This window comes from Rhodopseudomonas parapalustris, from assembly GCF_053772255.1.
Genome location: NZ_JAMKBZ010000002.1, coordinates 145,500 through 171,188 on the forward strand (window position 1 = coordinate 145,500; position 25,689 = coordinate 171,188).

At 64.9% G+C, this 25,689-nt stretch carries 29 protein-coding genes and 1 tRNA gene; 5 read left to right on the top strand and 25 right to left on the bottom strand.

Annotation, left to right across the window (positions count from 1 at the left end):
- Positions 1-8: 8 nt before the first annotated feature.
- The 23 genes from M9H71_RS02715 to M9H71_RS02825 form a co-directional block, all read right to left on the bottom strand.
- The gene (locus M9H71_RS02715) at positions 9-1,154 is read right to left on the bottom strand and encodes a site-specific integrase (protein WP_455403566.1); all 1,146 of its coding nucleotides are present in this window, start codon (positions 1,152-1,154) and stop codon (positions 9-11) included.
- Positions 1,141-1,338: a hypothetical protein gene (locus tag M9H71_RS02720; RefSeq protein ID WP_455403567.1), complete on the bottom strand. Its 198-nt coding sequence runs from the start codon at positions 1,336-1,338 to the stop codon at positions 1,141-1,143. The genes M9H71_RS02715 and M9H71_RS02720 overlap by 14 nt, the downstream gene beginning before the upstream one ends.
- 26 nt (positions 1,339-1,364) lie before the next feature.
- The gene (locus tag M9H71_RS02725; RefSeq protein WP_455403568.1) at positions 1,365-1,646 is read right to left on the bottom strand and encodes a hypothetical protein; all 282 of its coding nucleotides are present in this window, start codon (positions 1,644-1,646) and stop codon (positions 1,365-1,367) included.
- Positions 1,647-1,655: 9 nt separating this feature from the next.
- A complete protein-coding gene (locus M9H71_RS02730; protein ID WP_455403569.1) occupies positions 1,656-1,988 on the bottom strand; it encodes a hypothetical protein in 333 nt (110 codons plus the stop codon).
- 4 nt (positions 1,989-1,992) lie between these two features.
- The gene (locus M9H71_RS02735) at positions 1,993-2,595 is read right to left on the bottom strand and encodes a hypothetical protein (RefSeq protein WP_455403570.1); all 603 of its coding nucleotides are present in this window, start codon (positions 2,593-2,595) and stop codon (positions 1,993-1,995) included.
- Positions 2,596-2,749: 154 nt separating this feature from the next.
- The gene (locus M9H71_RS02740; RefSeq protein WP_455403571.1) at positions 2,750-3,274 is read right to left on the bottom strand and encodes a hypothetical protein; all 525 of its coding nucleotides are present in this window, start codon (positions 3,272-3,274) and stop codon (positions 2,750-2,752) included.
- Positions 3,275-3,424: 150 nt separating this feature from the next.
- Complete coding sequence (locus M9H71_RS02745; protein WP_455403572.1) at positions 3,425-3,670, bottom strand: hypothetical protein; 246 nt, start codon at positions 3,668-3,670, stop codon at positions 3,425-3,427.
- Between the two features lie 437 nt (positions 3,671-4,107).
- Positions 4,108-4,344 (bottom strand): hypothetical protein, encoded by a 237-nt coding sequence (locus M9H71_RS02750; RefSeq protein WP_455403573.1) that lies wholly within the window; start codon positions 4,342-4,344, stop codon positions 4,108-4,110.
- Positions 4,335-4,772: a thermonuclease family protein gene (locus M9H71_RS02755; RefSeq protein ID WP_455403574.1), complete on the bottom strand. Its 438-nt coding sequence runs from the start codon at positions 4,770-4,772 to the stop codon at positions 4,335-4,337. Before M9H71_RS02755 ends, M9H71_RS02750 begins: the two co-directional genes overlap by 10 nt.
- A 232-nt stretch (positions 4,773-5,004) precedes the next feature.
- A complete protein-coding gene (locus M9H71_RS02760; RefSeq protein ID WP_455403575.1) occupies positions 5,005-5,295 on the bottom strand; it encodes a hypothetical protein in 291 nt (96 codons plus the stop codon).
- A 91-nt stretch (positions 5,296-5,386) separates the two neighbouring features.
- Positions 5,387-7,186, bottom strand: a complete 1,800-nt coding sequence (locus tag M9H71_RS02765) for a phage terminase large subunit family protein (protein ID WP_455403576.1) — start codon at positions 7,184-7,186, stop codon at positions 5,387-5,389.
- On the bottom strand, positions 7,179-7,772 hold the full coding sequence (locus tag M9H71_RS02770; RefSeq protein WP_455403577.1) for a DNA packaging protein: 594 nt from the start codon (positions 7,770-7,772) through the stop codon (positions 7,179-7,181). The genes M9H71_RS02765 and M9H71_RS02770 overlap by 8 nt, the downstream gene beginning before the upstream one ends.
- Positions 7,773-7,808: 36 nt before the next feature.
- Positions 7,809-10,151 carry a phage tail tape measure protein gene (locus tag M9H71_RS02775; RefSeq protein WP_455403578.1) on the bottom strand — a complete coding sequence of 781 codons (2,343 nt, stop codon included), beginning with the start codon at positions 10,149-10,151 and terminating at the stop codon, positions 7,809-7,811.
- Between the two features lie 4 nt (positions 10,152-10,155).
- Positions 10,156-10,302: a hypothetical protein gene (locus tag M9H71_RS02780; RefSeq protein ID WP_455403579.1), complete on the bottom strand. Its 147-nt coding sequence runs from the start codon at positions 10,300-10,302 to the stop codon at positions 10,156-10,158.
- Positions 10,299-10,646 carry a phage tail assembly protein gene (locus tag M9H71_RS02785; RefSeq protein WP_455403580.1) on the bottom strand — a complete coding sequence of 116 codons (348 nt, stop codon included), beginning with the start codon at positions 10,644-10,646 and terminating at the stop codon, positions 10,299-10,301. Before M9H71_RS02785 ends, M9H71_RS02780 begins: the two co-directional genes overlap by 4 nt.
- On the bottom strand, positions 10,636-11,082 hold the full coding sequence (locus tag M9H71_RS02790; protein WP_455403581.1) for a hypothetical protein: 447 nt from the start codon (positions 11,080-11,082) through the stop codon (positions 10,636-10,638). Before M9H71_RS02790 ends, M9H71_RS02785 begins: the two co-directional genes overlap by 11 nt.
- A gap of 116 nt (positions 11,083-11,198) precedes the next feature.
- Positions 11,199-11,585 carry a hypothetical protein gene (locus tag M9H71_RS02795; RefSeq protein WP_455403582.1) on the bottom strand — a complete coding sequence of 129 codons (387 nt, stop codon included), beginning with the start codon at positions 11,583-11,585 and terminating at the stop codon, positions 11,199-11,201.
- A 19-nt stretch (positions 11,586-11,604) separates the two neighbouring features.
- Positions 11,605-11,949 (bottom strand): DUF2190 family protein, encoded by a 345-nt coding sequence (locus M9H71_RS02800; protein WP_455403583.1) that lies wholly within the window; start codon positions 11,947-11,949, stop codon positions 11,605-11,607.
- Positions 11,949-12,176, bottom strand: a complete 228-nt coding sequence (locus M9H71_RS02805; RefSeq protein WP_455403584.1) for a phage head-tail joining protein — start codon at positions 12,174-12,176, stop codon at positions 11,949-11,951. Before M9H71_RS02805 ends, M9H71_RS02800 begins: the two co-directional genes overlap by 1 nt.
- Position 12,177: 1 nt before the next feature.
- On the bottom strand, positions 12,178-14,040 hold the full coding sequence (locus M9H71_RS02810) for a prohead protease/major capsid protein fusion protein (RefSeq protein ID WP_455403585.1): 1,863 nt from the start codon (positions 14,038-14,040) through the stop codon (positions 12,178-12,180).
- On the bottom strand, positions 14,015-15,409 hold the full coding sequence (locus tag M9H71_RS02815; RefSeq protein WP_455403586.1) for a phage portal protein: 1,395 nt from the start codon (positions 15,407-15,409) through the stop codon (positions 14,015-14,017). Before M9H71_RS02815 ends, M9H71_RS02810 begins: the two co-directional genes overlap by 26 nt.
- A gap of 422 nt (positions 15,410-15,831) precedes the next feature.
- Positions 15,832-16,527 (bottom strand): hypothetical protein, encoded by a 696-nt coding sequence (locus M9H71_RS02820; protein WP_455403587.1) that lies wholly within the window; start codon positions 16,525-16,527, stop codon positions 15,832-15,834.
- Positions 16,528-17,331: 804 nt separating this feature from the next.
- A complete protein-coding gene (locus M9H71_RS02825; RefSeq protein ID WP_455403588.1) occupies positions 17,332-18,177 on the bottom strand; it encodes a helix-turn-helix domain-containing protein in 846 nt (281 codons plus the stop codon).
- 136 nt (positions 18,178-18,313) lie between these two features.
- Between M9H71_RS02825 and M9H71_RS02830 the strand changes: the two genes are divergently transcribed.
- Positions 18,314-18,414, top strand: a tRNA-Arg gene (locus M9H71_RS02830).
- Between the two features lie 318 nt (positions 18,415-18,732).
- Positions 18,733-19,914 (top strand): Fic family protein, encoded by a 1,182-nt coding sequence (locus tag M9H71_RS02835; RefSeq protein ID WP_455403589.1) that lies wholly within the window; start codon positions 18,733-18,735, stop codon positions 19,912-19,914.
- A 108-nt stretch (positions 19,915-20,022) separates the two neighbouring features.
- Here M9H71_RS02835 and M9H71_RS02840 read toward each other — a convergent pair whose 3' ends face one another.
- Complete coding sequence (locus M9H71_RS02840; RefSeq protein ID WP_455403590.1) at positions 20,023-21,267, bottom strand: type II toxin-antitoxin system HipA family toxin; 1,245 nt, start codon at positions 21,265-21,267, stop codon at positions 20,023-20,025.
- On the bottom strand, positions 21,264-21,578 hold the full coding sequence (locus tag M9H71_RS02845) for a helix-turn-helix domain-containing protein (protein WP_455403591.1): 315 nt from the start codon (positions 21,576-21,578) through the stop codon (positions 21,264-21,266). Before M9H71_RS02845 ends, M9H71_RS02840 begins: the two co-directional genes overlap by 4 nt.
- Positions 21,579-21,870: 292 nt before the next feature.
- Between M9H71_RS02845 and M9H71_RS02850 the strand changes: the two genes are divergently transcribed.
- From M9H71_RS02850 to M9H71_RS02860, 3 genes are all read left to right on the top strand, one after another.
- Positions 21,871-22,872, top strand: coding sequence for an NADH-quinone oxidoreductase subunit B family protein (locus M9H71_RS02850; protein ID WP_230759686.1), 1,002 nt, complete (start codon positions 21,871-21,873; stop codon positions 22,870-22,872).
- Positions 22,869-24,314 carry a nickel-dependent hydrogenase large subunit gene (locus tag M9H71_RS02855; protein WP_455403592.1) on the top strand — a complete coding sequence of 482 codons (1,446 nt, stop codon included), beginning with the start codon at positions 22,869-22,871 and terminating at the stop codon, positions 24,312-24,314. Before M9H71_RS02850 ends, M9H71_RS02855 begins: the two co-directional genes overlap by 4 nt.
- A gap of 239 nt (positions 24,315-24,553) precedes the next feature.
- Positions 24,554-25,684, top strand: a complete 1,131-nt coding sequence (locus M9H71_RS02860; protein ID WP_455403593.1) for a hydrogenase small subunit — start codon at positions 24,554-24,556, stop codon at positions 25,682-25,684.
- Positions 25,685-25,689 lie beyond the last annotated feature (5 nt).

The window sequence follows — 25,689 nt, forward strand, 5'->3', positions numbered from 1 at the left end:
TCAAGCTGTTATTTTTCATTGGCTTTTCCTTTCTTCGCCGCGCGCTTCACCGTCCGGGTTTGCAGCCGGTTTGCAGATTTCGTTCTTGGTGAGTTCTCGAACTTGGCAATCGCGCCTTCCGCCAGCGTCTTGGTGCGGGCGAGGTAGCGCTCGAGGATTTCGTGGATTCGCTTCAGGGAGTGTCCGGTGATGGCGGCGATCTCCTGCGGCGTGCAGCCGGCCTCGGACAGCATCGTGATGGCAGTCCCGCGGAGGTCGTGGAAATGCAGGCCGACCGGCTCGCCGCCGTCGACCACCACCGCGTCGAGCCCGGCCGCCTTTGTGGCGATCTCCCACTGCCGGGCGAAATAACGCTTCTGGAACGCCTTACCGGTCTTGGTCGCCAGGATCAGCGGCGACACCCGCTTCAGCTTGTCCAGCATCGTCCGCAGCGCCTTGGTGCACGGCACCCTCACCGCCGCGGCGCGCCGGCCACCGCGGTTGTTCTTGGCAGGCCGCACCGTCACCGCCTTGCCGTCGTAGGCCGACCACGGCATGTGCAGGATGTCACCCTGCCGCTGGCCCGTGTGCAAGGCGATGATCAAGGCCCGCTGCAACTCAACCGGCGCCACCTTCATGAAGGCCGCGACGTGTTCGGGCAGCCAGATGATCTCGGCACGGTTGGAGTGATAGAGCCGGCGGAATCCCTTGACGTGGTTGTTCAGCAAATGGCCGCGCTCGACAGCCCAGGTCAGCATCGCCGAAACGACCGACAGCCGGTTATCGGCCTCGCGCGCGCCCGATGCCCGCGACACCTTCTCCCGCCAATCAAGGAAGTCGCGGCGGACGCGAGGATCTTCCAGCGCCTCCATCGGCATGTCGCCGAACTCGACCTCGACCGTCGTCAGCATCCGGCGATAGTCGGCTTGCGTGCTCGCCGCCAGCGCCGCGAATTCATCCGAGCCGGTGTACTTCCTGATCAGGCTGTTCAGCCGGCCGGCGTGATAGTCGACGATCAGCTTCTCGGCTTCCGCGAAGTCGATCATGAACTCGGGCGAGCCGGGCTCGCCGCGCAGTGGGCGCTTGGTTTTTCTGTGGTACCAATATCTCCGCTCGCGCGGTGTGCCGCGGTGCTTGTAGGTGCAGAAGACGCCCTTGAGGTTAGCGCGCACCACGTCCGCTTCTCCAATCATCCAGCGGCGAGCTGGCGGCGACGGCCGGCCGATCGGATTCAGCCTTGATGATGATCTTGCCGCCGGGTGTGATCTCGACGCTCTCGACCTTGATGCCGGCCGCCATCGCGCCCTTGACGGCGCGGGACACGTCGCCCTGTTTGAAGGTCTGCTGCAGCCGCGCCATCGTCGCGATGTCCCGAGGTCAGATTGTTAGTTCAGCGCCGCCGCAGCGGCGCCGGTGATGTCGAAATCGCCAGGCGCCCGATCGGCGGCGCAGCCGTGAAGCGGACCAAGTTTCTGTGCCGCCCATCTGTCGAGTTCGGCGAGCGGATAGAGCGCGGTGCGGTTCACCCGATGGAAGCGCGGGCCGCCGCCTCGGCTCGCATATTTTTTCAGCGTCGTCGCAGCGCATCGCAGACCGTAACGTTCTCGCAGGTAAGCGGCCGCGCTGGCGCGGCGGAGGTTCTCAGTGCCGGGGCGCTTCGCATCCATCGCGCGTCCTCACCGCCCTCGCTTGAGCCAGCGTTCGCGGCTGTGCTGCCGCGCTTTGTCCGCGGCGACGTCGACCTTCTTCGGCGCCGCTACTGCTTTCGGCGCGCCATCGGCCTGCGACAGCAGCGGCCCGAGCTGGGCTTCGCCGAAGGCGTCGAGTTCGCCAAACGGGTACAGCATCTTGCCGCCGTAGATGTAGAACCGCGGACCTTCGCCGGCCGCAGCGAGCTGCTTGAGGTCGATTCCCTTGAGGCACCAGTTATTGCGCAGATAGCTCGCCGCTGCGGTTAGCTCCAGCACACCTTTGCGGTTCGGCTGCCAAGCCTGCTTGTCGTCGCTCATCAGATCACTCCTCGCTCTTGCTGGCGCGGCTGCCGGTCTGCCGATCGCGACCCGCGGTGTGGCGGATGATGCCGTTCAGCGTCACCATGAAAAGAATGTCGCTCTCGACCGTGACCGACGTGATGTGATGTGACAGCAGCGCTTTGAGCATGAGGCTCTTCGAAGCGTCAGCCTCGGGCATCGAGACCGATAACTTGCCATTGTCCTGCCGAACGATCTCAACGCGATGGTAGTCCTGAAGGCGGTCGCTTTCGAATGTGTACTCTTCGATTCCGGTCGCCTCATTGAGGGACGGTTTGAAACGCTCCATGAACCCCTCAACATAAGGCACGAAGCTATCGATCAGGCCGAACGCCTCACTGGGCTTGATACCGACCCGGCCCAGCTCCATCACGAACCGCATGCCGATGATGCCGCTGCCGGACCACACCGACTTGAGGTGCTTGCCCCGCCGATCAGCCAGAGGCTGCGCGCCCTCATCGGGATCGACGTCGAAATAACCGCGCGCCTTCCAGTTCTGCAGCATGCCCTGGTTGAGGCCGGGAACGAGCTCCAGCACGTCGGCTTGCCGGAAACAGAAATCTTCGTAGAGGTCATCGAGGGTCATTCCAAATCAATCGCATGATAAACAACCTTCGTCAAGGTTCTCTATCGCGCGATGCACAACTCTCGAATGTGACCAAAATCCTATCATGCAGCGTCACGGTCGTAAACCCTGAAGCAGCGCGGCCCTCGCGAGCCGCGCCGCCCGCCAGGACGGATCAAGCGTAGTAAATCGCCTCGCAGACAGCTCGATCCCGATGCGACAGCACATCCGCAGCGTCTTCCTCGACAGCGCCGGCGAGATAAGGCGCGAGGGCTTCCAACGCTCGGATAACCATCTCGGCTTCGTGGTTGAGGTCGTCCGGCGTTTCATCCACGCCGCTGGCGAGCTCATTGAGCGATAGCAGCATCAATGCGCCTGATTTGTTGATCGAAGCGGGCAGCCGCTCGATCTCGGCTTCGATCAACCAGATCGTTTCGAGAATCGGGCGTGTGGTGTCTTCGTAGTCCGTCACTGCCTTTTCCGCCGCCTCCCTGGTGCAGCCAGGCGCATCGTCGATCGCGTGCCAGATCGCGGCGGCGGCGTGGATCTGCTGGGTCAATTCCCGACGCCGCAGCCACAGCGATTCGAGCGCAAGTTCGGCAGCGCCAAGCGGCCGACGGCCGTCGCTAGCGATCGAAGGTGACGCGATGGCGGCAATAGGTGCGGCGGTTGTGGCAATGGCGGCGATGGCGGTCGTCATGAGCAATCTCCGAGATACGCGTTCACAAGGCCCGGCAGAGGCGCCAGACGCGGCCTTGGTGCCAGACGAGCAGCGGCCCGTCGCGGGCAGCGTCAACGAATGGTTAACCATGCTGAGGGTGGCAGCGCGATGCTGATCCATGATGCCCCCCTAGTGCCGCAAGCGGGCGCCGGCCGCCGCGCAGATCAGCGCGTCGACATCGCCGGTCAGGACGAAGGCGGCAAAGCTCGGATGGTCTCTCAGGAAATCGAGCGTTGCGGCTTCGCCGGGCGCGGCGTCGCTGATCCCTTCGGCGATGATCGCGAAGAATGCCAGGGCACGGTCGGCCTCGACACGGTCGAACGCCGCGCCGTCGCGCTGTTCGAGCACGGCAGTCACGCGCAGCAAGCGCGCCATGCAGGCAGCCGCGACGGCGCGATCACTGCCGGCCGGTACCGGCGAGCGGTGACGGATGCGAGTTTCGGAGACGAGACGGAGCCCGCGCGGCGGGCACATTGGGTGGTGAAGGGTCATTGGTGGCGCTCTCGGAGTTCGGCTTTTCAGGGCCGCGCCGGTATCGGACCGGCAGCCGGGAGCTGAAAACTCGCCGAGAGACGAGCGGCGGTGCCTTTAGGCTTAGTGCCCTGGACATCGCCCGATGCTTTCGCACGGGCATTGCAACGCCCTCCCGGCCATGTCAGGATGGCCAGGTTCGAGCGCACGCCAATGCGCCTCGTAATTCGACCGCTGCCACGACGCTGCCAGGCGTCAAGGCAATTCCTGCCAGGGAATGCGGTCTATCTCGGTCCGGGTTTTCAGGCCCGCGGACAACCTGATCTGATTTGGTTAAAAACTCAACCCCGATCTTCGGGGCGCTTCGGCGCGCGTACTCCCGGCCTTGCATTGTCACCGTTGATCATCTCTGCCAGCTCACCGAATCTCTCGATCTGCTCGACCTCTGGCAGCTTCATGAACGCGGCGACGCCATCCACTCGCTTCTGTTCTGAAATCGCCTGCTGATCTGGCAACAGTTCGGCCGGCGAGCGGCGCCGGAACATGCCGGCGAGTCTGGTTAGCAAGTTCATCGCCATGGGTTGGGCGTCTTCGGGCAGCTCGTCTCGCCACAAACGAACGGCACAGCCAACCTCTCCCGGATCAGGATCGCACCCACGTCCTCGCCGCGGGATTTCAGCACGCCGCAATAGCGGCCAAAGTTGCAACCGAAGGTCCCTTCGGTGCCCACGCGGCAGGCGCAGCGGACCGTCGTGTAGTCGAGGCCGCCAGCTCGTACCAGCGCGCGCAAACGCGCCGTGGCCCTACCTCCGATCTCGCGCTCAGTCGCGTTCTTCGCGCGCCGCGTCTCTGGCGCATTGAAGCCGACAAGCCGATGATCAGGCTTGTGGCCGTCGATCCGAATCGTGTCCCCGTCGATCACCCTGATCCGCGCCGGGTCGATCGGCTCGGCGGCGGCTGCACTCCCGACTAGTGTCGCGATCAGCATCAAGATCACCCGGATCATTACTTCGCCTCGGCTTCATCATCGGCGTCGGCTTTTCCGCCACCGCGGGTTTGCACATTCTCGGCGGTGCAGTGCTTTTCAGGCGGAACGCCGCAGACCCGTCGAAACTGAGCCCATCCGACACACTTTCCGTTGGGGCCTCGATAGCCGGGCCCGCCGCGGTCACCACACCCTGCATTGGCAGTAGTCGCTATCACCAAATTGATTAGTAGCGCATAGAAGCCACAGCGCTTCATGACGCGACTTCTTCAACGATCGTTTTCGACCCCCGAGTGAGCAGCGCGAGCATCCCGAGGATGACGTCGCCGAGCCCCCACATCATCAGCAGTGCTCCGCTTCCGATGGTCCCGCCGATGGTCTTTCCAAGACGTTCCGCCTCGGTTGCAGCATCCGGCTGCGCCAAGATCGACCAATAGCTGATGAGCCACATCAACATGATCGCATTGAATGCGAAGAAGAGGATTAGAAAGACCCAACCAAAAAAGCCCCGCTTGCGAATCTCGCGACGAACGATTTTGCCCATGATACCCCCCGAAAATTCTAGGACTATCACAGGTTGTGTTGCAATTTTCAACAACCACATACCGGTGCGCTGGCTCTCACCAGGCTCACGCCTAACCGTCGATCCAGCTCGACCGGATCACCCGCGGCCGAGGTGCCGGCGCAAGCGCGAGTTCGGGGCTGCGCAAAGCCTCGGCGCGCGCGGCCCAGTTCGGGTTCAGCAGGTGACGCACCGCGATGGCATACACCACCGTATCAAGCGCCTCGGCGCGCCGGCCGGGGATCCGCTCGAAGCGGCGCACCGGCTGGCCGCGTGAGTAGCGCACCACCGCGCGCTCGCTGCACAATTGCTCGTACCAGCTCGCCGGCAACGTGTCGCTGAAGCGCACCGCGCCGGGACTGTTCAGCTTGGCGGCGAGATGGTCCTTGATCGGGTCGACGCCGACGATGAACAACAGCCCGCCTTGCGCCTTGCTCGACGATCGTTCGATGAACTGCCTTCGAAACCCCCCATCACCTTTGATCGCGAATACCCGTCGCGAGGCGCGCGGAAAGCAAAACCTATAAACGTCGGCTTGCGTCTCGCCGTCACCGGAATCGACCGCCGTCGCTTCGATCGGCAGCGTGCCGCCGAACGGATGGGCGAAGCGCGATTTGAGCAGTTCGTCGAGTTCGGCCCAGGTCGCATCGTCCGCCGGCCGCCCCCAGATCACCAGGCTCTTGAGGACGAACATCGTGCCGTCCTCTGCCCAGCCGAGGAGCGTCACTTCCAGCCGATCGCGCTGCACGTCGACGCCGGCCGTGATCAGCAGCACCGCCTCGGGCATCGCCTCGCACGAAAACGCCTCGGCGCGCTTCGCCAGCGCTTCGTCGTCGATCTCCTCGCCGCCATCGGCGCGGAAGCCCTGCGCGAGGATGGTGTTGACGAACACCTGCAGCGTCGTCCGGTCGCCCTTCGCCGCGACGAATTCGCTCGCGAGCTTTCCCCACGATGCGTTCGGCAGTAGCGACACCAGCGCGTTCAGCCGGAAGCCGGCGTGGCCGATAACCTCGGGCGCGTTGGCGCGCCAGGCGCCGGCGTTGACCATCTCGGGCTTATGCCGCTCCGGCACGACGCTGCCGCATGAAGGGCAAACGTAGTATGCCTCAAGCGGCCGCCCTTCCGGCCATTGAATGTCCGACCATGCGATCTCGTGCGGGTCGTGGCAATCGAAGCACGGCACCTCGAAAATGCGCCGATCACTGAGCGCGTAGCTGCGCAGGATATAGCTGCTGCCGTCGAATGTCGGCGTCGAACCAATGACGATCTTGCGGTCGGCAAACGACAGCGTGCGCTTTTCCGCCAGCGCGATCGGCGGACCTTCGGCGGTCACCTCCATCCCGTCAGCTTCATCGACCAACAGCACGCGCGCGGTGTGCCGGCGAAGATTGCGCGGCGCCTTGGCGGCGACGATCTTCAGCGAGCCGCCGGGGAAGCGGCGGGAGAGGATTGTATTGCGGCCTGACTCGTCCTTCGCGTCGCCGAGGGCATCGGCGAGCGCCGGCGACGCCGAGAAGATCGGCTCGATCTCCGAAACCATATAATCTCGGCAGTCCGCCTCTGTCGGCAGCAGCGCGAGGATCGGCGCCGGGTCATTGGCGACGAAGGCGCCGAGCGCGCCGGTGAGAAGTGTCGTGAACCCGACCCGGACCGGCTTGACCAGCGTGACGCGTTCGATGGCGGGATCGCCGATCGCATCCGCGATCTCGCGCTGGAACGGCCAGAGCTGCACCAAGCCCGGCAGCGATGAGACGCCGTGAGGAAGGTAGACGTTCTGTTCGACCCAGTCCGACAGGGTCAGCCGCGGCGGCGGCCGCAGCGATTCCAGCGCGCGGCGCTCCACTTCCTCGAGCGTGTCGCAGACGTCAAGCATCGGCCGGCCCCGCCATTTCCTCGAGGGCGGCGCGCAGCTCGCTATCGATCGCCGCGACATCCTGAGCCGAGAGGTTCGGGCAGGCCTGCCGCACGCGCGACGGCACAGCAAGGATCTTCGAGCGCAGGCGGCGAAGCACGTCCGACCACCGCGCCTCGACGTCCGTCGCCTTGACGTAGTCGCGCCGCAGGATCGCGTTCTTCATCGCGGCATGATCGGCCTGTTCGCGTAGCAGGCGCTCTTTGTGACTTTCCTTGCTTCGGTTACCGAGCGGCAGTTCGGTCTGTCGCTGCGCCACACTGCGGCGCTGGTCTACGTTCTCTTGGAACCACAGTTTCCCGCGCGCCACATCGATCTTGCCGCTCGACTCGACGGGCAGACCCTCCTTAATCATTTGCGAGACGCGACCGGGCGAGACACCGATCAGGCTTGCGAACCCGCTCTTGCTGAGTTCACGCGGCGGGCCGATCGGCTGGTCAATATCGAGCGCACCGCTGATCATCACCACCACCTCGCAAGTGCGGCCGGGACGCGGCTGCGCCCCGGCCGCCGTCGCGCCGCCCGGTACATCCGCGGCGCGGCGCAAATCGAAATCGGGCCGTCGCGCCCGATCAGATTGATCTCAGTTGGTGCCATCGCTGTAAGCCCCGCGCGACAATGCGGCTAGCTTGTTCGACAACGTGCGCTCGACGGCCTCGGCAATAGCTTCCGGCGACTGTCCGGGCGCGGCCTGGACGTTGTTCGTGATGTTGAAATGATTGACGACCCTCCCATTCTGCGCGCGGCCACCAGCCGCCGCGCGACTTTCCCGCAAGCCGTCCAGCGCCGTGGCGATGCCGTCGAGCTGTGGAGTCGGAAGCACCGGCGCTCGCAGCATTGGCGTGACCGGTGACGGCACCGCCAGCGCCTGTGCCTTGATCGCCTCGACCACCGCGCTCGTCCGTGACAGGTCCGGCATCCGCGCGCTGAGCAGCCGGGCAGTGTCGGCGGCGTTGATGATCCGTCCCGACTCGTCCGGCGTGAACAACTCTTGGCCCCGCTCGCCGACCAGATACGGCAGCCCGGCCCTCACCGGCCCGCCGGCCGCACGTGTGCCGGCCACAGCCGGCTTGGCCGCAGAGACTGCCCCGCTCACGGCAGAAGCGCCACCGAACGCGCTACGAATGCGGGAGGCGATGCTGCTGGCCCAGCCGAGCAGCGCCGCGGCCTTGGCCTTCATGCCGTCCCACAGGCTCTGGATCAGCGCCACGCCGGCGTCGTACAGCGCCGCGCCGCCGGCCTTGATCTTTCCGCCAAGTTCGGAGATTGCCGCCACCATCGGATCGGACATCATCCGCCAGGTGTCGGCTAGGCGCGGCCCGAGGCCTGACCACTTTGCGATGATCATATCCAATGTCGCCTGCATCTTATCGCTGAGCCCGGACCACGGCCCGGCGATCTTGTTGCCGGTCTGCCCCATCTTCTCCGGCAGCCTCGACCACGGCTTGGCCATTTCGTCGCGGGTCTTGGCGATCTCGGCGCGCAAGTCCAGCCAGGGCGATTTCAGCCGCTGCCACAGGCCGAGCACCTCGTCCCAATGGGTGTAGGCGTAGCCGGCGACGGCCACCAACAACCCCGCAAGAATGGTGAGCGGCAGCCCGATCGTGCCGGCCGCGATCCCGAGCGCGATCAGCGCGCCGCGCGCCACCGCCAGCGCGCCGCCCCACATCCACAACATCGCCCATTTCGCCGCGATGCCGGCGATCCGCAATCCGATCAGCGCCGCGCTGGTGCCGATCACCGCGCGGGTGAGTTCCGGGTGATCCTTGGCGAACTGCGACAACTTTTCGATGAACGGGTGAAGCGCCTTCATCGTGTCGTTGAGCGCTGGCAGCAGCGCCGATCCGATCGTGACTGACATGACGTTCAGCCGGTTCTTGAAGAGTTGCACCGCGTTCGCTGTGGTCGCGGTGCGGGCCTCGAATTCTTTCTGTGCCGAGCCGAGATATTTCGTCCGGTCGGCGACCATGCCGAGCACATCGTCGAGCAGCTTGACGTTGTCGATCAGCGGCGCGATGGCGCGGGCTTCATCGCCGAAGATCGTCGAGATCACGCTCGCCTGGAGGTGTTTCGGCAGCTTCGCAATCCGCGCCAGCACTGTGCGGAAGGTGCCGACCGCATCTTTTTGCATGGCCTTCGTCACACCCATCGACGTGAGGCCGAGCTGCTTGAACGCCGCCGCGGCGTTTTTGGTGATCTGGTCGCCTTTCGTCAAAGCGCGGCCGACGTTGCGGAACGACGTTGCCGCGACTTCCGACTCGGCGCCGGCCGCGATCATCGCTGCGCCGAGCGCCGCGGTCTGTTCGGCGCTGAAACCGTATTGCTTACCTTGGACGCCGACGCGCTTCATGTAGTCGATCAGCTGCGGAGCCTTGGCAGCGACATTGTTAGACAAGTAGTTCATCGCATCGGCAAGCGCGCTGGCTTGCTCGACGGTGTAGCCGAGGCCGGTCTTGATCTTCGCCATGTCGTCGCCGGCCTGCGCCGCGGTCATGTCGAACGCCGTCGCTAGTTTTGCGACCATTTCGGTGAAGGCAAGGATTTCACCTTCCTTCATACCAGCCGCGCCGGCGGCGGCGCTGATCGCGGCGAGGTCCTTAGCGACGATTGGGATGCGCTTCGACAACGTCAGCAGATCATCGCCCATCTTTGCGAACGACTCGGGTGTCTCGAAATCGACCACCTTCTTGACGTCGGCCATCGCGCTCTCGAAATCGATCGCCGCCTTGACCGGCGTGCTGATCGACTTCGCGAGAGCGTAGCCGGCCGCGGCAGCGCCGAGCAGTTGCGTTTGCGTCGACGCCAGAGCTGCAGCGTTGCGCACCTGAGCCGCGTTGATGCGGCTCAGGGCGCCGGAGATCGCGCGCGCCGGCCCCGTTGCGCGGTCGAGAAGTTCGATGATCAGTTTGCTGGTCAGGGTCGCCATCGTCTCAACCTCGCTTCGGAGCTTCCATGCGGAGCACGACGTTCAACGCATCGATGTAGAGCGCAAACCGATCCCAGAACATCTCTTCAACGTCCGGGATCGGCGTGTGCAGGTGTCGCGCCAGCATCGCCACCGCGACGCTTGCGATCACTCCTTCATCAGCGCCGCCAGCGCCTTGGTAAGCGCGCCTTGCATCATCTCCGCATCCGCGGCCCGCTGCTTCGCCAGCGACTTTCCCACGAGCGGCGCCGCCAGCTCCTCGAGCCGGTCGAAGTCGTCGTTGTCGAGTTCTTCGATCACCTGGATCGGCACGTCGGCCATCGACGCGTACACCGCGAAGGTCTTTCGGCTTTCGCCGTTGACCAGATCGGCAGCGACGCGGTCCTTTGCCTTCATCTTCCGCAGCGTGAGCGTCGGATAGGTCTTATCTCCGATCTTGATCGGCGCGGTCGGTGTGAAAGTAACAGTGGTCGGAATCACGGTCTCAGTAGTCATGTTTCACCTTCATGGTTGGAAGATTGCGGACGAACGAGGCATTGCGCTCAACTTGCGCGGCGATCGACCGGCTTGCGGTGATCGCCGCTGCGGCGCTGCCGGTGACGATCGCGCGTTCGGCGATCTGCGAGATCGCCAGCATCGGCGCGGCATAGCGCTCGGCGATCTCCGTCATCAGCCGCGCCCGCATGGCAAGGAAGTCGCGATTGCGGGCGACGGCGCATGCCGCAGGAACGATGCGTTGAGCAGCGGCGACCAGCGCCGCAACCTGTGCCGCGCTGGGCAGCCCAGTGGATTGGGTCGGTGGGTTGACGCGCAATTTCTTCGCTCCGCTGTTCGAGGATGATGCCGGCCGCGATTTGCTAGATCGCGGCCGGTGCGGGTGCGTGGGGACACAGGGGAGACTGTGCGGGATCTGCACCGTGATGGCGGCCAAGCCATCCCTTGCCGTGTCCGACGCACCTGACATCTCAACGGGGCGGGAGGCGCGTCGAACGCGAAGGCTGGCAAGGCCTTGGCAACCACTTCCCGCCCGGGCGGTTGTGCCAATGCTCACGCCTCATTCAGCGCGAGCACCAGCAAATTTGAGTAGCGATCACTCACGCTGGCGATTTCCCACCAAGGCGTGCCCCTGCGGTCGAGCCCGCGGACCTTGTCCTGTTTCTTCGGCATCGGCAGCGCGATGTGCGGATTGAGCGGATCGACATAGCTGCTGCGGTCGATGATCAGTTCGGCCTTGCCGGCGGACAGCCAGGTCGTAAAGCCAGCGCCAAGAGCGGAGGAGTGATCGCCTCCGCAATGCAAGATCGCAGTGATATCGACCGCAGGCCGCGATGGATCGACAACGCCGCTCTTCAGGAACGACAAGCGCACTCTCTCCCCGAAGAGCCGGCCGGTCGCTTCGTCGGCCTTCGCTTCGAGATCACGCCAATTCGTCATCGCCGCCGTCCCGCCGCGCTCAGATCGACAGCCGAACCGCGCCGGTCGCAGACGGATTCGCCGCCGGTTCGACCGCGTGGCCAATCGGGAGGAAGTCGGTCGCCGGCGTGCCGCCGTCATCGGCGGCCGTGGTGGCGACGCGGTTTTCGGCATCCCAGAAAACCGGAACGCCTCGCGTCCACGCTTGGGCCGACGTCTTGGGCAATGTGTAGATGCCCTCGGTGTTCAACACGACGTCGGCGCCGGAAGCGGCATCCGCGGCAGCAATGCCGAACAGCGAGCCGACCTGAACGCCGTCGCCGGACTTCACATCGGCGGGAGCTGGAACGGTGATGAGGTCACCGGATTGCACGAAATTTTTCATCATTCGATTCCGTTGCTGAAGGTGGGAAGGAAGGTGTGAACGCGGCGGCCCTGCAGGCTCGCGATGTCGCGATCGATTGCTGCGATCGCCGCGGTGATCTCGGCGACGGACCGATAGCGAACTTCGCGACGCGTGCCCCCGGTGTGAAACACCACCCAGAGTTCGCCGGATGCGCGAGCGGCGACAAGCGCCGCCCGCTGAGCCTGCAGTTCGTCGACCGTCGCCATGTTAGCCGCCGCTCGCCGGCGTGAGGTAGGCGCCGCGGAAGTCGACCGCGCCGGCGGCGAAGTCGAGCCCGGCGGCGACCTTGACCGCCTGCGTATCGAAGTCCCGTTCGGTGCGGACCTGCGGACCTTCGGCGCCACCGACGTAGCCGTACACCACGACCGGGGCGGCGCCCGGCGACGCGAAGATGTACCAACGATTGTCCGTGATCTCGGCGTCGACGATCAGCTCGGCGAAGCCGGCCCAGACGTTCACGTCCGCTGCCTTGGTTGCCATGACGGTGGCGAGCAATTGACGGGCCTCGACTTCCAGACTGGGGCCGACCACCAGGAACGCCGGCTGCAGATTGAGCGCGAGGCCGTCGAGCGACTTCTGCCCGCGAAGCGCGATCACCGCGGCTTCGACGCCCGTGGCGATCGCGCTGCCGCTGGCCGCCTTGTTGCCGTGGTCGGCATGGAACAGCGCCTTGCCGTCGGACAGATTGCCGTTGGTCTTGAGCACGCCATAAGCGAGGCGGTTTTCGTCGACCGCGGCGCGCATCGCGATCATGCTGGAGAAGTCCGACAGCGCCGACAGATCATCGTTGATCAACGCGCGCCGGCCGATTGCGATGCCGGTGCCGTATTCCTTCGCGGCGACCTTCTCGGCGTTCTCCGAAATGCTGCCGTACTTGACCTCGCCGTTCTCGGCGATCTCCTTGAACGCCGGGAAGTCGCCGACGCGCAGGAACTGATGGTCCTTGAAATCGACGAACGGCTTGCGCGCCGCCCATTTCCGGTAGGTCGGCGCCGCGACCTGATACTGCGCCAGCAGGGCCTTGTTCGCCGCCGCCGCCAGCAGCAGCGGGAAATCGCTGGTGCTGTGTGCGCCGACGGCCCGCTGCAGCAGCGCGTCCTGATCGCGAAGGTTGAGCCGGTCGCCGTTCGCCGTCGCCAGCTCGCCGACCATGTCGAGGATCCGGCTGCCGCGATATTCGATCGCGCGGCCTTCGATCTTGCACACCGCCGGCGCCAGGCGATGCGCCAGCGCGTCTGCCATCGCCGAGCGGATCGCGACCGGGTCGGTGTGGTCGGTGATGATCGTCGCGCCGGTGCTGCGGACCGAATTCGCCGCCGCCGAGCGCTGCGCCATCGCGGCGAGTGCCGCGGCGCGGACCGCGTCGAGCTGCGCTTCGCTGTCGATGTGCTGGTTCGCCCAGGCATCGCCGAGGCCGGCGGTGTTGGCGATGCTGCGGATTTCGACGTTGATCGCCGCGCGGGTCATGGTCTGTGCCGGCGTGGTGGTCGGAGCCGGCGGCGGGACGGTAACGGCCGGCGTCGTCGTGGTGGTGGTGGTGGTCTCGGGTTCCATGATCGGAAGGCTCCTGGTAGTTGCGACCTGATCGGCCGGGATGGCGACGAGAGAGGCTTCAAGCACTTCAAAGGCCGTCGCGACCTTTTCGCGCCGTTTCGTCCGCTGGTTGATGCGTTCCGCCCAAGCGGTCACCCGGTAGCCGATCGACACGCCGAACTTGATGCCGTCGCCGAGTTCGGCGGCGACCCGCTGCGCCATCGGTGAGTGGCGCGACAGCCGCGCCAGGCCGATCAGTTCGCCACGCACCAGCTTGACGTTGCTGACTTCGCCGAGCCGGCCGTCGAGTGCGAACCGGTTGTGATTGTCGAGCAGCGGCAGCAGCGGCGGCGCCATCGCGCCGCGCAGATCGAGCACTTCGTCGAAGGCGCCAGCGCTATCGAACCGCTCGACAGAGCTTCCGGCAGATAGCACCAGTTCGAACGTCCGCCGCTCGGCATTCCAGCTCGACGCGCGGATCGGCGCCTCGCGCGTCAGCAGATCGGGCGCATCAGTTGGCTGGCTGCGCGTCAACATTCGCGGTGTCCTTTCGTCGATTGGCGCTGAACACGAGCCCGAGGCTGTCCGCTCGCGCTTTGTCGGCGGCGATCTCGGCGTCGAGGGCTTCGATATCGAGACCGCGGCTAGCGACGGATTCCCGCCGCGACATCAACCCGCCTTCGATTGCGTCGAGTTCAGCTTGAACATCCTTGGCGGGATCGACCCATTGCTGCTTCGGCGTGATCGACTTGACCGGCAGCGCGGCAGCAACCGTGCCGGTGACGCGGCCCGACAGCACTTCCAGTGTCGCCCAGCGCCGCCACACCGGCCGCACCAGCTGGAATGAGATGACGCCGTGTTGCGTCGCTTCGATCCGGCGGCGCCACTCAACCAAGCCCGCGCGGATCGACGAATAGTTGACCTGTGAGAGGTCGCCGGTCATCACCACAGCCGGCACGCCGAGGCCGACAGAGATTTCGCGCTCTGTGATCTTGGCGAAGTCAATCACTTCCGCGCCGATGCCGGCAGGCGTGCTGAACTTGATGTCCTGCCCCGGATCGAGAAACTTGATCGTGCCCGGCTCCAGGCCGCCAATCAGTGCGGCGCCTGTTTGCTCGCCTTCGAATGGCGCGCCCGTGCCACTGCTGCTCGTGACGAAACCGGCGAGAGCCGCGGCGACCTTCTGACGGACCAACTGGGAGTCGCGCCAACTGTCGAGATCGGTGATCCGCAACAACACCGGCGCGAACCACGAAATGCCGCGGACCTGACCCGGCACTTCGGGACGAAACATGTGGATCAAGTCTTCGGCCGGGACGCGCGTAGCAGTGAGCTGCAGATGCGCGAACGGCATGCCGGGCCGTTCGGGCAGGATGTGATATGCGACCCGCCGGCCGGCGGCGTCGAACTCGACGCCTTGCACGATGCGCCGGCCGTCGCTCAGCTCGCGGTTGAGCGAAGGATCGACTTGCTCGGGATCGACCAAGCGAATCCGCAAGCGACCGTCGATTGTGCCGAGCACCGCGAAGGCTTCGCCGTCAATCACCATCCGGCGAACCATGATGGACTGGAGGCCATAGAAATCGGTCAGCCCGTCCGCATCGGCGTCATCGGTCCAGCTTTCAAATGCGATGTTGAGCGCAGACCGGACGGACTGATCAGCATGTGACGATTGCGGCTTGATGCCGGTGCCGATCAGGCCGGACACCCATGCCTCCACACCGGACGCCGCCAGCGGATTGCTGCCCGCGAGATACCGCGCCCGCCGCGCCAACGGGCCACGGGCAGCATGCATCGCCGACAGCATCACCGGCATCTCTGCTTGTCCGCGCCAGCGGCGGCCACCGCCGGCCCCGGCGTAGGAGCGCACGAACAAACCAAATTTCTGCAGAGCGCGTTTTAGCATGTCGACAGCCTTCGCAAGAAAGCGCTGCGCCGCAATGGTTTTTCACATTGCTCGCCGTTTTAGTCGGACCACTTTGGTGACGATGGGTGATTGACGGTGACGATGGGTGACCGAAACCCGAGACGATCCACAACGTCGCGACTGCAACGCAACGGGGCGCCCCCGCGCCCCCTCGCCCGAAGGGCAGGCGAGGTTGCAACCCTCGCGCTGTGCCAAAGGATCGGGCCGCCGATGGCCGGCTGGTTGAGAGAATTAGTACCGCATCGGAACCAATTCTTTCGGGCTCGGCGAGCTATGCAGAATGATCAATCCGAGCCCGTTCTAACGTTTTGATTTGAGCTATAAAATTTAACTCAGTGCTCGAAATCCCGCAGTCGAGCCCGCCCGCGATCGGGCTAGGCGGGGAAGGACCCGCCTAGCCTTCACAGGAGCCGGCCGGTGGCCTCGCCGGTCGGCACCGCGGTGAGGTGGTTCACCAAGGTCAGGCCGACGAAGAACATCACGCTCGACTGCCGCTTCGCGTAGCCGAGGTTCGACATCACCCGCGAGAACATCGTTTGCGTAAGTACGACATCCGTCCCGGTCGAATCGCACCATGTGCGATAGGCCGAGTAGAGAACGCTGGACTGCACCTGCGCCCCGGGCCGCCGCGCCGTTGCCCCAGCGAGGAAGCGCTTGACCTGATCGACATTGGCTTCGCCGGCGCGCGAAGCTCTCGCGGCTGGCTCGTCTCCCACCACCGCAGGCAAGCCGAGCTGGCGCCAGAGTTTCGCCGCCGCACGTCGGCCGAAAATCAAGCGGCATTCTCGCAGAAGCGTGAGCCGGTGTTGCGCGAACAGATCGATCAACTCGCGGTGCACCGCCGCCGACTGCGGGAGGTTCGCGAGAACACAGATCACCAGCGCCTGCTGCTCATTCAACCAATACTCGGAATCAGCGGTCCGTTTACCGGGAGCCGGCGCGCCGATGAGCGCGCCATAAGCAGCGAGCTCGACCCGGCGCCGATGGATGAGTTTCCGGATGTCGATCGGCTTTCCGTCGAGCGCACGCGCCAATCGCAGATCCGCTAACCGCGCGCGTCCTTCAATGACCTTCAGGTCGTCAGTCGTCAGCGTCATTTCACACCTACCTAAGCAGCCCAGTTTCAACTGATCGAGAAAATCAGATTCGCTTAGCTCAGGGAGGCCTCGTCTGCCTCTTGCGATAGTTTGCGATAGTTTTGCGATAGTTAGTTGTTGTGGTAGAAAGGTAGTTTGATAGATATATGAGATAGTTACTTGTGATTGAGAGACAGTAGAGCGGGTAGAGATAGTTTTTCCGTAACGCGCATGAGAAATTGTTCGCCAAGCTATGAACGACGCTGGCATTCTCCCCCACCCCTCTCTCATGCATATACGCGCGCGCGAAACTATCTCCACTCTCGCAACGACAAGAAAACGCATTGTGCCGCAATGACATCCGGCGAGAGACAGTTAGTTGCGTACTCCCGCAAACCCCCGCGACTATCGGTTGCCGATCTGCAACAGGTGGCGGGCGATCGGTAGTTGGTGGTGGTCTTCGCCATCGTGAGAGGGTTCGGACCGCCGCCGCGCCGATGCGCGGGGGAGCGGGGGACGCGGCCGTGAGGCTCCGCCGGGAGGTTTTCGCCAGCTGGCGATTTGCCCCACCGTGGGGCAAATCGCCCGATTTCCAAGTCCATCGCGCTCCGTCGCGCCACCATGTCGTGTGCCGGCCGCCCCGCACTAATCGATAGCCGTCGATCGCGGAGGTTACGGACGCGGCATCCGTAACCTCGGAGGTTCGCGGCGCCACACCGCAAACCTCCAGCCGCGGCTGGATGGGCCGCCGATCGTCCTGGATCGCTGGTCTCGGAGGTTTGCTGCACCACACAGCAAACCTCCCCACGTCGGGCAGAAGCGCCGTCATGGCTCACCTCGCTGGTGGACGATCACGACCCGCTGGAAGTCAGGCACGGTGCTGCGCCATGCGGCATCGAGATCGGCGTCGAACTCTAAGGCGATTCGATCACGGACGAAAGCCGTCGGTGCGGACAGCACGATCTCGCCGTCGGTATCGCTGAGCAGCGTCACCTTGGCGAACCATGCCGCGAAGCGGTCCTCCCCGATCCGTCGCCTCAGCGCCTCTCCTCCGGCTCCCAGCGGGCCGCTGGGGGCGCTGCGCTCCTGCTCCTGGTAACGGATGCCGTAACTGAAACCTCCCCCAGCCCCCAGCGGGCCGCGGGGGGCGCTGCGCTCCCGCAAGCTCCTGTCGATCGCCCTCGGCGGTTCAGCGGGCGCAGCGCGCGCCGTGGCGCTCGCGCGCGCGCGCCCGCGTAGTTCTATCTGTTCTATCTGTTCATGCCGCAGAGCTGTGCGGCATGGTGAGGGGGTGTTTTGCGGCACGGTCGAGGGGTCTTTTGCGGCACGGTGGCGGCCGGACCGGGCCGCAGAGCTGTGCGGTTCGGACCGTGCCGCAGATTGCGGCTCGGACATTTCTGCCACAGGCAGCGCAAGAAAATACACTAGGCCGGGCCACTGCCCCTTCACCGCCGGCCGCTTTTCGATCCGCACCAGCCCGAGCGCGGCGAGCTGCTTCATCTGCCGCTGGACGGTGTCGGTGCTTTGTTCGGTGTCGCGCGCCAACGTGTCTTGCGAAGGGTAGGACATCCCGGCGGCGTCCGCATAGTTCGCCAGCGCCAGCAACAGCGCCTTGCGGGCCGGTGATCCGGTGACCTGCTTTGCCGCCCATGCCGTCGCTTGCCAACTCATGGCAAGGCCCCGCGCAAAGTCAGCCGGACGTCAACAACGGTCGAGAAAAAGGGCTGGTATTTGCCCCGCTGGTGCATGCTCATGGCGAGTGCTCAGCGGTTTGCAATAGACCATCTAACCCATTGAAATCGTTTCCGCGGCCTGGTGGTCGGTTTGCAGCTTTGCCACGCAGAAACAAAGGGACAGGCTAGACTACGAATCTGGGGGTCAGAGGTTCGAATCCTTTCGGGCGCGCCATCAACTCGCTGATTGCCATCCGCGCTCCGCAATAGTTCCGAGCCCACGCGCTGAGCTGGGCAGGGTCTCTCTGCGTCAGAACGTCGTAACGACGGCGCTGTAACGACGGCGCTTGGCGGTAAAAGCCTTCGTCACCTCTCGTCTTTTCAGAGATTTTTGCCTGTTGACCCGCCGAGGGTGGAGGTCTGTTTGAGAGCTACGCGATCTTTTACCGGTCAGTGAGCGTCGCTCCGCTATTTAAGGGAGCTTACCTTAGCTCATTCCTTATTTAAGCCAAGCGGCAATTGTTTAAATAACGATCCGGCCGCATAATGGGGCATGTCAGAATCAGCCCCCAATCCTCGGCTGGGCCGCCTTGTCGAGACGCCCGTTGCCGGCGAAATCGTGCGAGCCTTCGTGCCGCCCTCATTGCCGCCAGAGCCGGCGATCGACGTGCTGGCCCTGCTGGAAAAACTGGGTCTGGCGGAGCGTGCTCTCGGGCGGTTGGACGGTATCACAATGCTGCTGCCGCGGCAGGAGCTGTTCCTCTATATGTATGTGAGGAAGGAAGCGGTCCTTTCGTCCCAGATCGAGGGGACGCAATCGACCCTATCGGATCTGCTCCGATTCGAGACCGAGGCGCAGGCGGGCCAGCCGATCGACGACGTCCGTGAAGTCTCGAACTACGTCGATGCCATGATGTATGGGCTGGAACGGCTGGAGGAATTGCCGCTCTCGTTGCGCCTGATCCGTGAGATGCACGCGCGACTGTTGCAGAGCGGGCGTGGCGGCACGAAGAATCCAGGCGAATTCCGGCGGTCGCAGAACTGGATCGGTGGTACGCGCCCGGGCAACGCGCTTTTCGTGCCACCGCCGCCAACCGAGATGGACGGCTGTCTCGATGCACTCGAGCGCTTCATGCACGAAGAAGGATCGCGTCTGCCCGCCCTCATCAAGGCCGGGCTGCTGCACGTCCAGTTTGAGACCATCCACCCATTCCTCGATGGCAATGGCAGGATCGGCCGCCTGCTGGTTACCTTGTACCTGTGCGTCAATGACGTGCTGCGTAAGCCGCTGCTGTACTTGAGCCTCTATCTGAAATCGCATCGTGCCGAATATTATCGTCTGCTCCAGGAGGTGCGCGAGCACGGGGCCTGGGAAGCGTGGCTGGACTTCTTCCTCACTGGCGTTGCGGACACGGCCAATCAGGCGTTCGATGCTGCTACCCGCATCGTCGATCTCTTCAAGGAGGACCGCGAGCGGATTGCGGCGGAGAGTGATCGGGCCGGCTCCGCGCTGCGTATCCATGATCTGTTTCAGCAAAACCCCTACCTGACGGCCAACCAGCTCGTTCAGAAGACCGGTCTCTCCGCCCCCACGGTCAATGCCTCACTCGCCGATCTGGAGCGAGCCGGCATCGTCGAGGAAATCACTGGGCGCAAACGAGGTCGCGTATTTAGTTATAGGCGGTATCTTGCCATCCTGAGCGAGGGAACCGATCCGCTCCCCACCACGGTCTGAAGACAAACTCGATATGCTCTGTTTTGGACGTTATGCGTGATCCGACACGCGAGACAGCGAAGCCGCATGATAGGCAAGCCGCCATCGATCTCGTGACGGCAGCGGAATCTACGGATTCAGTATGGACGCCATCTCATCGATGTGCGCATCGATCCGCGCGAGGATCGGTGTTGGGACAACGTCGCGTTCCGGCAGGGTCGACCATTTGTCGTGCGCGGCGGCTGCGGTTTCGGCCACGGCTGTGAGCACGGCTCCTTCCGGGAGGCGGCTGCGGTTTGCGAAATTGCGCCAGCGGTCCGGTGTTAGCGCCTTGAACGCTTTTTCGCCGGCGAGACTGAGCGCCAGCGCGTCTTTCGGCAGATAGGGGATGGTCGAAAGTACGTCGTATAGCGGTGACAGCTCGGGCGTCTGGCCGTCTCCGGGATAGAGTAGAGACCAATTCTTCAGGTGCATGTCGCCGTTGCCGGTGATCGCGATCAATGCGAGGCGGCGAACGAATTCCATCGCGGAATCCAGCGAGACGCCGCTGCTCAGCGCCGCAGCGATATTGTGATAAGCGGCGCCTATGTATTTCTCCGACGGATAGCGGCCGAACACCTGCGCGAAGTCTTCCATATGCACGCGTGTGCCGTCAGTGCCGCGGTCGAAGCGGCGGACGAGCAGGACCTTCCCGGTAGACATGGTGTTGAACTCTTCCGGGATGCCGGCGAACTCGGTCTTCTCGACGAGTTCGCGCGCCGGCACGGCCATCCCGAGCGCATCGGCCAGCGCCAGGATCGCAAACTCGTTTTCGGAAAATCCAATGTGTGTGAGCGAGGGAAACTTCGCGATGTATTGCCCTTGCGCGTCACCGACCGCGAGCGTGATCCCCCCGCCCTTTCCGGTGTTCTTCATCACCGAGAGCTTCATCTGAACGCCGGCGAGCGAGAAGCGCGCTTTGTTCGCTCCCGCAAGCTCTGGGTTGGCCGCTAAAGGAGTGTCGTCGCTTGGCAGCGCGCGCACCGCTCCCGGCAGGTCGCCGCCGAGCGCGGCCAGAAGGTCGAAGTCGTTTCCCGGCCTCACGGACGTTGCGTGGTGCCGTTCCATCGCCTCGCGTAGCTTCTCTTCGGGGAGCAGATTTGCAAAGAACGGTGGTAGCGCTCCGCGCACCGGTTTGGCGTCCCGCCGAAGGCCGCCGTCCGCCGAGCGCAGCGATAGGCTGAGGACCGGCGGATCGTTCATGCTGCGATACGCCGCCGAAAGGTTGAACGCGTGGTAATCGCCCGGCGTGCGGACAAGGGTGCCGACGAGAAGGTCGTTCAACCAGATGTCGAGCGACTGAATCCGTTCGGTGGCGAGGGCGGCGCGCTTCATGGCGATGCCTCGTCCTCGATGTCGGAGGTGAAGGCGGGGCGATCGTCATCGTCGTCGCCGGGCAGCAGCATCGATTGCACGGCGGGTACCATCGCTTGCGGGATCAGCATCATCTCGAGGCCGAGGGCGCGGGCGATGTTGACGAGGCTGGTGGCGCGGGCGGCAGCGGCACCGGTCTCGATGTCGCGATAGCGCGGGCGGCTGATACCGGCCCGGGCGGCGACTTCCTCCTGCGACAGGCCGGCGGCCAGCCGGGCGCTGCGAAGGCGCTCGCCCAACTCCTTGAGCATTGGCGACGGAGTTGATGTCATGATCTGTTTGCGGATCAATTTGAGCCTGAATGTTCCTTAAACAGATCATCGCGGAAAAGCAAGAAAGATCTGTTTACAGATCATCTTGCTCAAAATGATCCGTAAACATATCGTTTTGGTCCATGGCTGAAGCTCCCGTCGGACCACGGAATTGGCGCTTCTCTTTCGTCCCGCGTCCATCGCTTCCCTCACGCCCCGGCGGAACGGTTCGTCCGGGCCTCGCTTGCCGGCGTGGTCGAAGTTGGCTTAATTCGGGAAACGGGTCGGGGACGTTCAGCGGGAGGCTTCGGGCATGCAGCCGTTCAATGTGCTGTGGCTGCAGGGCGGGAGTTGCGGCGGGTGCACGATGGCGGCGCTCGACAACGGCACCTCCGGCTGGTTCGCCGAGCTCGCCCGGTTCGGCATCGATCTGCTGTGGCATCCGTCGCTGAGCGAGGCCACCGCGGACGAAGTGGTCGAGATCTTCGATCGGATCGTGGCCGGCACCCAGCGGCTCGACGCATTGGTGCTCGAAGGCTCGGTGCTGCGCGGGCCCAATGGCACCGGCCGGTTCAACATGCTCGGCGGCACCGGCCGCTCGATGCTGCATTGGGTGACGACGCTGGCGCCGCGCGCCGATTATGTGGTCGCCGCCGGCAGTTGCGCCGCGTTCGGCGGCGTGCCGATGGCCGGGACCAACCCGACCGACGCCAGCGGCCTGCAATATGCGGGCGCCGAGGCCGGCGGCGCGCTCGGCGCCGCGTTCCGGTCGCGCGCCGGCCTGCCGGTGATCAACATTGCCGGCTGCGCGCCGCATCCGGGGTGGATCTCGGAGACGCTGGCGGCGCTGGCGCTCGGCGGGGTCGACGGCGCCGCGCTCGACGATTTCGGCCGGCCGCGGTTCTACGCCGATCACCTCGCCCATCACGGCTGCGCCCGCAACGAGTACTACGAGTTCAAGGCCAGCGCCGAAGAGCTGTCGCAGCAGGGCTGCATGATGGAGCATCTCGGCTGCAAGGCGACCCAGGCGGTCGGCGACTGCAACCAGCGCGGCTGGAACGGCAACGGCTCCTGCACCAGCGGCGGCATGGCCTGCATCGCCTGCACCTCGCCCGGCTTCGAAAGCGCGCAGAACTTTCTGGAGACCGCCAAGCTCGGCGGGATTCCGGTCGGGCTGCCGCTCGACATGCCGAAGGCGTGGTTCGTGGCGCTGGCGGCGCTGTCGAAATCGGCGACGCCGAAGCGGGTGCGCGCCAACGCCACCTCCGACCACGTCATCGTGCCGCCGCGCACCGACGGCGGGCGCCGCAAATGACGCGGCGCGTCACGGTCGGGCCGTTCAACCGCGTCGAGGGCGATCTCGAAGTCCGGCTCGACATCGATGACGGCGTGGTGAGTTCGGCGGAAGTCACCGCGCCGATGTATCGCGGCTTCGAGCAGATTTTGCGTGGCCGTCCCACCCTGGACGCGCTGACGCTGGCGCCGCGGATCTGCGGCATCTGCTCGGTGTCGCAGTCGCTCGCCGCGGTGGCGGCGCTGCGCGCCGCCGAGGGCATTCGCGCGGCGGAGAACGGCGTGCTGTCGGCCAATCTGTGCCACGCCGCCGAAAACATCGCCGATCATCTGACCCACTTCTATCTGTTCTTCATGCCCGACTTCGCCCGCGACGCTTACGCGGCGCGGCCCTGGCACGGCGAGATCGCAGGCCGGTTCAAGGCGGTGCGCGGCAGCGCCGCGCAGGCGATGCTGCCGGCGCGGGCGCGGCTGCTGCAGATCATGGGGCTGCTCGCCGGAAAATGGCCGCACTCGCTGGCGTTCCAGCCGGGCGGCACCACACGCGCGATCGATCTCGGCGAGCGGGTGCAACTGCTGTCGATCATCGGCGACGTCCGCGACTTTCTCGAGCGCGACGTGTTCGCCGACAATCTCGACAATGTGCTGGCACTCGACAGCGCCGCGGCGCTGGACAGTTGGCGCGAGGGTCGCGGCGGCGATTTCGCCCGTTTCCTCGGTGTCGCCGATGATCTGGCGCTGGACCGGCTCGGCCGCATCGCGCTGCCGCTGATGAGCTACGGCGCCTATCACGAGGAAGCGGCGTCGTTGTTCGCGCGCGGCGTGTTCGATCCGGTGGAGGCGCGCGTCGCGGCGCTTGATCCGGAGGCGATCTCCGAAGACGTCGCCCATGCCTGGATGCGCGACACCGCGCTACGGCCTGCGGAGGCCGACACCGAGCCGGATGCCGACAAGCCGGCGGGCTATAGCTGGTGCAAGGCGCCGCGCTATGCGGGCGGGCCGGTCGAGGTCGGCGCGCTGGCGCGGCAGGCGGTCCATGGCGATGCGTTGATCCGCGATCTCGTCGCGCGCACCGGCCCGAACGTCACCAACCGGGTGATCGCGCGGCTGCTCGAGACGGCGAAGATCGTGTGCGCGATGCAGGGCTGGGCGCGCCGGCTCGATCTGCGCGCGCCGTTTCTGCAGCGCGCCGAGCGGCGCGGCGAAGGCGCCGGCGTCGGCCTGATCGAAGCCGCGCGCGGCAGCCTCGGCCATTGGATCGATCTGTCGGGGGACAAGATCCGCCGCTATCAGATCGTCGCGCCGACCACTTGGAATTTCTCGCCGCGCGATCAGGGCGGTGTCGCCGGTCCGCTCGAACAGGCGCTCGCGGGCACCGAGGTCGGCGACGAAGGCGCCAAGTCGGTCGCGGTGCAGCACGTCGTGCGCTCGTTCGATCCGTGCATGGTGTGCACCGCACACTAAGGCCGATCGCGCGCATCGCCTGCGGTCACGCGCTTGTCAGCATCGCAACCGGCTTATCACCTGCGGTGCCCGCGCGCGGGGATCGCGCGTCGCGTGAGCTTGGTATCTTTACCGGCGCTTTCAAACACTTGCGCGCTGAGCTGGACGGCTGAGCAGCGCTGGCATGGTTCTTGCGAACACCTCTCGAACAGCGAAGCCGACACAGACTTCGCACGCGGCGAGGACACCAAGGAGCCATCATGGGCGCAGCGACCGAAACCTTTTACGAGGTTATCAGGCGGCAGGGCATCACCCGCCGAAGCTTCATCAAGTTCTGCAGCCTGACGGCGACCAGCCTCGGACTCGGCCCGATCGGCTCCAGCCAGATCGCCAACGCCCTGGAAACCAAGCCGCGCATTCCGGTGATCTGGATGCACGGGCTGGAATGCACCTGCTGCTCGGAGAGCTTCATCCGCTCGGCCCATCCGCTGGTGAAGGATGCGGTGCTGTCGATGATCTCGCTCGATTACGACGACACCATCATGGCGGCTGCCGGCCATCAGGCCGATGCGATCCTGCAGGAGACCCGCCAGAAGTACAAAGGCCAGTACATCCTCGCGGTCGAAGGCAATCCGCCGCTCAATGAAGACGGCATGTTCTGCATCGACGGCGGCCGCCCGTTCGTCGAGAAGCTGAAAGAGATGGCCGAGGACTCGATGGCGGTGATCGCCTGGGGCGCCTGCGCCTCGTGGGGCTGCGTGCAGGCCGCCAAGCCGAACCCGACCCAGGCCACCCCGATCGACAAGGTGATCAAGAACAAGCCGATCATCAAGGTGCCGGGGTGTCCGCCGATCGCCGAAGTGATGACCGGCGTGGTCACGTTCGTCACCACCTTCGGCCGGCTGCCGGAGCTCGACCGCCAGGGGCGGCCGAAGATGTTCTACTCGCAGCGCATCCACGACAAATGCTACCGCCGGCCGCATTTCGATGCCGGTCAGTTCGTCGAGGAATGGGACGACGACGCGGCGCGCAAGGGCTATTGCCTGTACAAGATGGGCTGCAAGGGCCCGACCACCTACAACGCCTGTTCGACGGTGCGCTGGAACGGCGGGGTGTCGTTCCCGATCCAGTCCGGCCACGGCTGCATCGGCTGTTCGGAAGACGGCTTCTGGGATCAAGGCTCGTTCTACGACCGGCTCACCACCATCAATCAGTTCGGCATCGAAGCCAACGCCGACAAGATCGGCGCGACGGCGGCCGGCGTGGTCGGCGCCGCGATCGCGGCTCATGCCGCGGTGACCACCATGCGCAACCTGTCGCGCCACAAGGAAGTGCCGAACGGTAACGGCAACGGCAAATCCAACGGCAATTCGAACGGCGCGTCGGCCTAAGTCGG

Bases quoted from the DNA above. Each gene is read 5' to 3' on its own strand.
- M9H71_RS02720 (WP_455403567.1), bottom strand. From the start codon at position 1,338: ATGGCGCGGCTGCAGCAGACCTTCAAACAGGGCGACGTGTCCCGCGCC.
- M9H71_RS02725 (WP_455403568.1), bottom strand. From the start codon at position 1,646: ATGGATGCGAAGCGCCCCGGCACTGAGAACCTCCGCCGCGCCAGCGCG.
- M9H71_RS02730 (WP_455403569.1), bottom strand. From the start codon at position 1,988: ATGAGCGACGACAAGCAGGCTTGGCAGCCGAACCGCAAAGGTGTGCTG.
- M9H71_RS02735 (WP_455403570.1), bottom strand. From the start codon at position 2,595: ATGACCCTCGATGACCTCTACGAAGATTTCTGTTTCCGGCAAGCCGAC.
- M9H71_RS02740 (WP_455403571.1), bottom strand. From the start codon at position 3,274: ATGACGACCGCCATCGCCGCCATTGCCACAACCGCCGCACCTATTGCC.
- M9H71_RS02745 (WP_455403572.1), bottom strand. From the start codon at position 3,670: ATGGCGCGCTTGCTGCGCGTGACTGCCGTGCTCGAACAGCGCGACGGC.
- M9H71_RS02750 (WP_455403573.1), bottom strand. From the start codon at position 4,344: ATGGCGATGAACTTGCTAACCAGACTCGCCGGCATGTTCCGGCGCCGC.
- M9H71_RS02755 (WP_455403574.1), bottom strand. From the start codon at position 4,772: ATGATCCGGGTGATCTTGATGCTGATCGCGACACTAGTCGGGAGTGCA.
- M9H71_RS02760 (WP_455403575.1), bottom strand. From the start codon at position 5,295: ATGGGCAAAATCGTTCGTCGCGAGATTCGCAAGCGGGGCTTTTTTGGT.
- M9H71_RS02765 (WP_455403576.1), bottom strand. From the start codon at position 7,186: ATGCTTGACGTCTGCGACACGCTCGAGGAAGTGGAGCGCCGCGCGCTG.
- M9H71_RS02775 (WP_455403578.1), bottom strand. From the start codon at position 10,151: ATGGCGACCCTGACCAGCAAACTGATCATCGAACTTCTCGACCGCGCA.
- M9H71_RS02785 (WP_455403580.1), bottom strand. From the start codon at position 10,646: ATGACTACTGAGACCGTGATTCCGACCACTGTTACTTTCACACCGACC.
- M9H71_RS02795 (WP_455403582.1), bottom strand. From the start codon at position 11,585: ATGACGAATTGGCGTGATCTCGAAGCGAAGGCCGACGAAGCGACCGGC.
- M9H71_RS02800 (WP_455403583.1), bottom strand. From the start codon at position 11,949: ATGAAAAATTTCGTGCAATCCGGTGACCTCATCACCGTTCCAGCTCCC.
- M9H71_RS02805 (WP_455403584.1), bottom strand. From the start codon at position 12,176: ATGGCGACGGTCGACGAACTGCAGGCTCAGCGGGCGGCGCTTGTCGCC.
- M9H71_RS02810 (WP_455403585.1), bottom strand. From the start codon at position 14,040: ATGTTGACGCGCAGCCAGCCAACTGATGCGCCCGATCTGCTGACGCGC.
- M9H71_RS02815 (WP_455403586.1), bottom strand. From the start codon at position 15,409: ATGCTAAAACGCGCTCTGCAGAAATTTGGTTTGTTCGTGCGCTCCTAC.
- M9H71_RS02820 (WP_455403587.1), bottom strand. From the start codon at position 16,527: ATGACGCTGACGACTGACGACCTGAAGGTCATTGAAGGACGCGCGCGG.
- M9H71_RS02825 (WP_455403588.1), bottom strand. From the start codon at position 18,177: ATGAGTTGGCAAGCGACGGCATGGGCGGCAAAGCAGGTCACCGGATCA.
- M9H71_RS02835 (WP_455403589.1), top strand. From the start codon at position 18,733: ATGTCAGAATCAGCCCCCAATCCTCGGCTGGGCCGCCTTGTCGAGACG.
- M9H71_RS02840 (WP_455403590.1), bottom strand. From the start codon at position 21,267: ATGAAGCGCGCCGCCCTCGCCACCGAACGGATTCAGTCGCTCGACATC.
- M9H71_RS02845 (WP_455403591.1), bottom strand. From the start codon at position 21,578: ATGACATCAACTCCGTCGCCAATGCTCAAGGAGTTGGGCGAGCGCCTT.
- M9H71_RS02850 (WP_230759686.1), top strand. From the start codon at position 21,871: ATGCAGCCGTTCAATGTGCTGTGGCTGCAGGGCGGGAGTTGCGGCGGG.
- M9H71_RS02855 (WP_455403592.1), top strand. From the start codon at position 22,869: ATGACGCGGCGCGTCACGGTCGGGCCGTTCAACCGCGTCGAGGGCGAT.
- M9H71_RS02860 (WP_455403593.1), top strand. From the start codon at position 24,554: ATGGGCGCAGCGACCGAAACCTTTTACGAGGTTATCAGGCGGCAGGGC.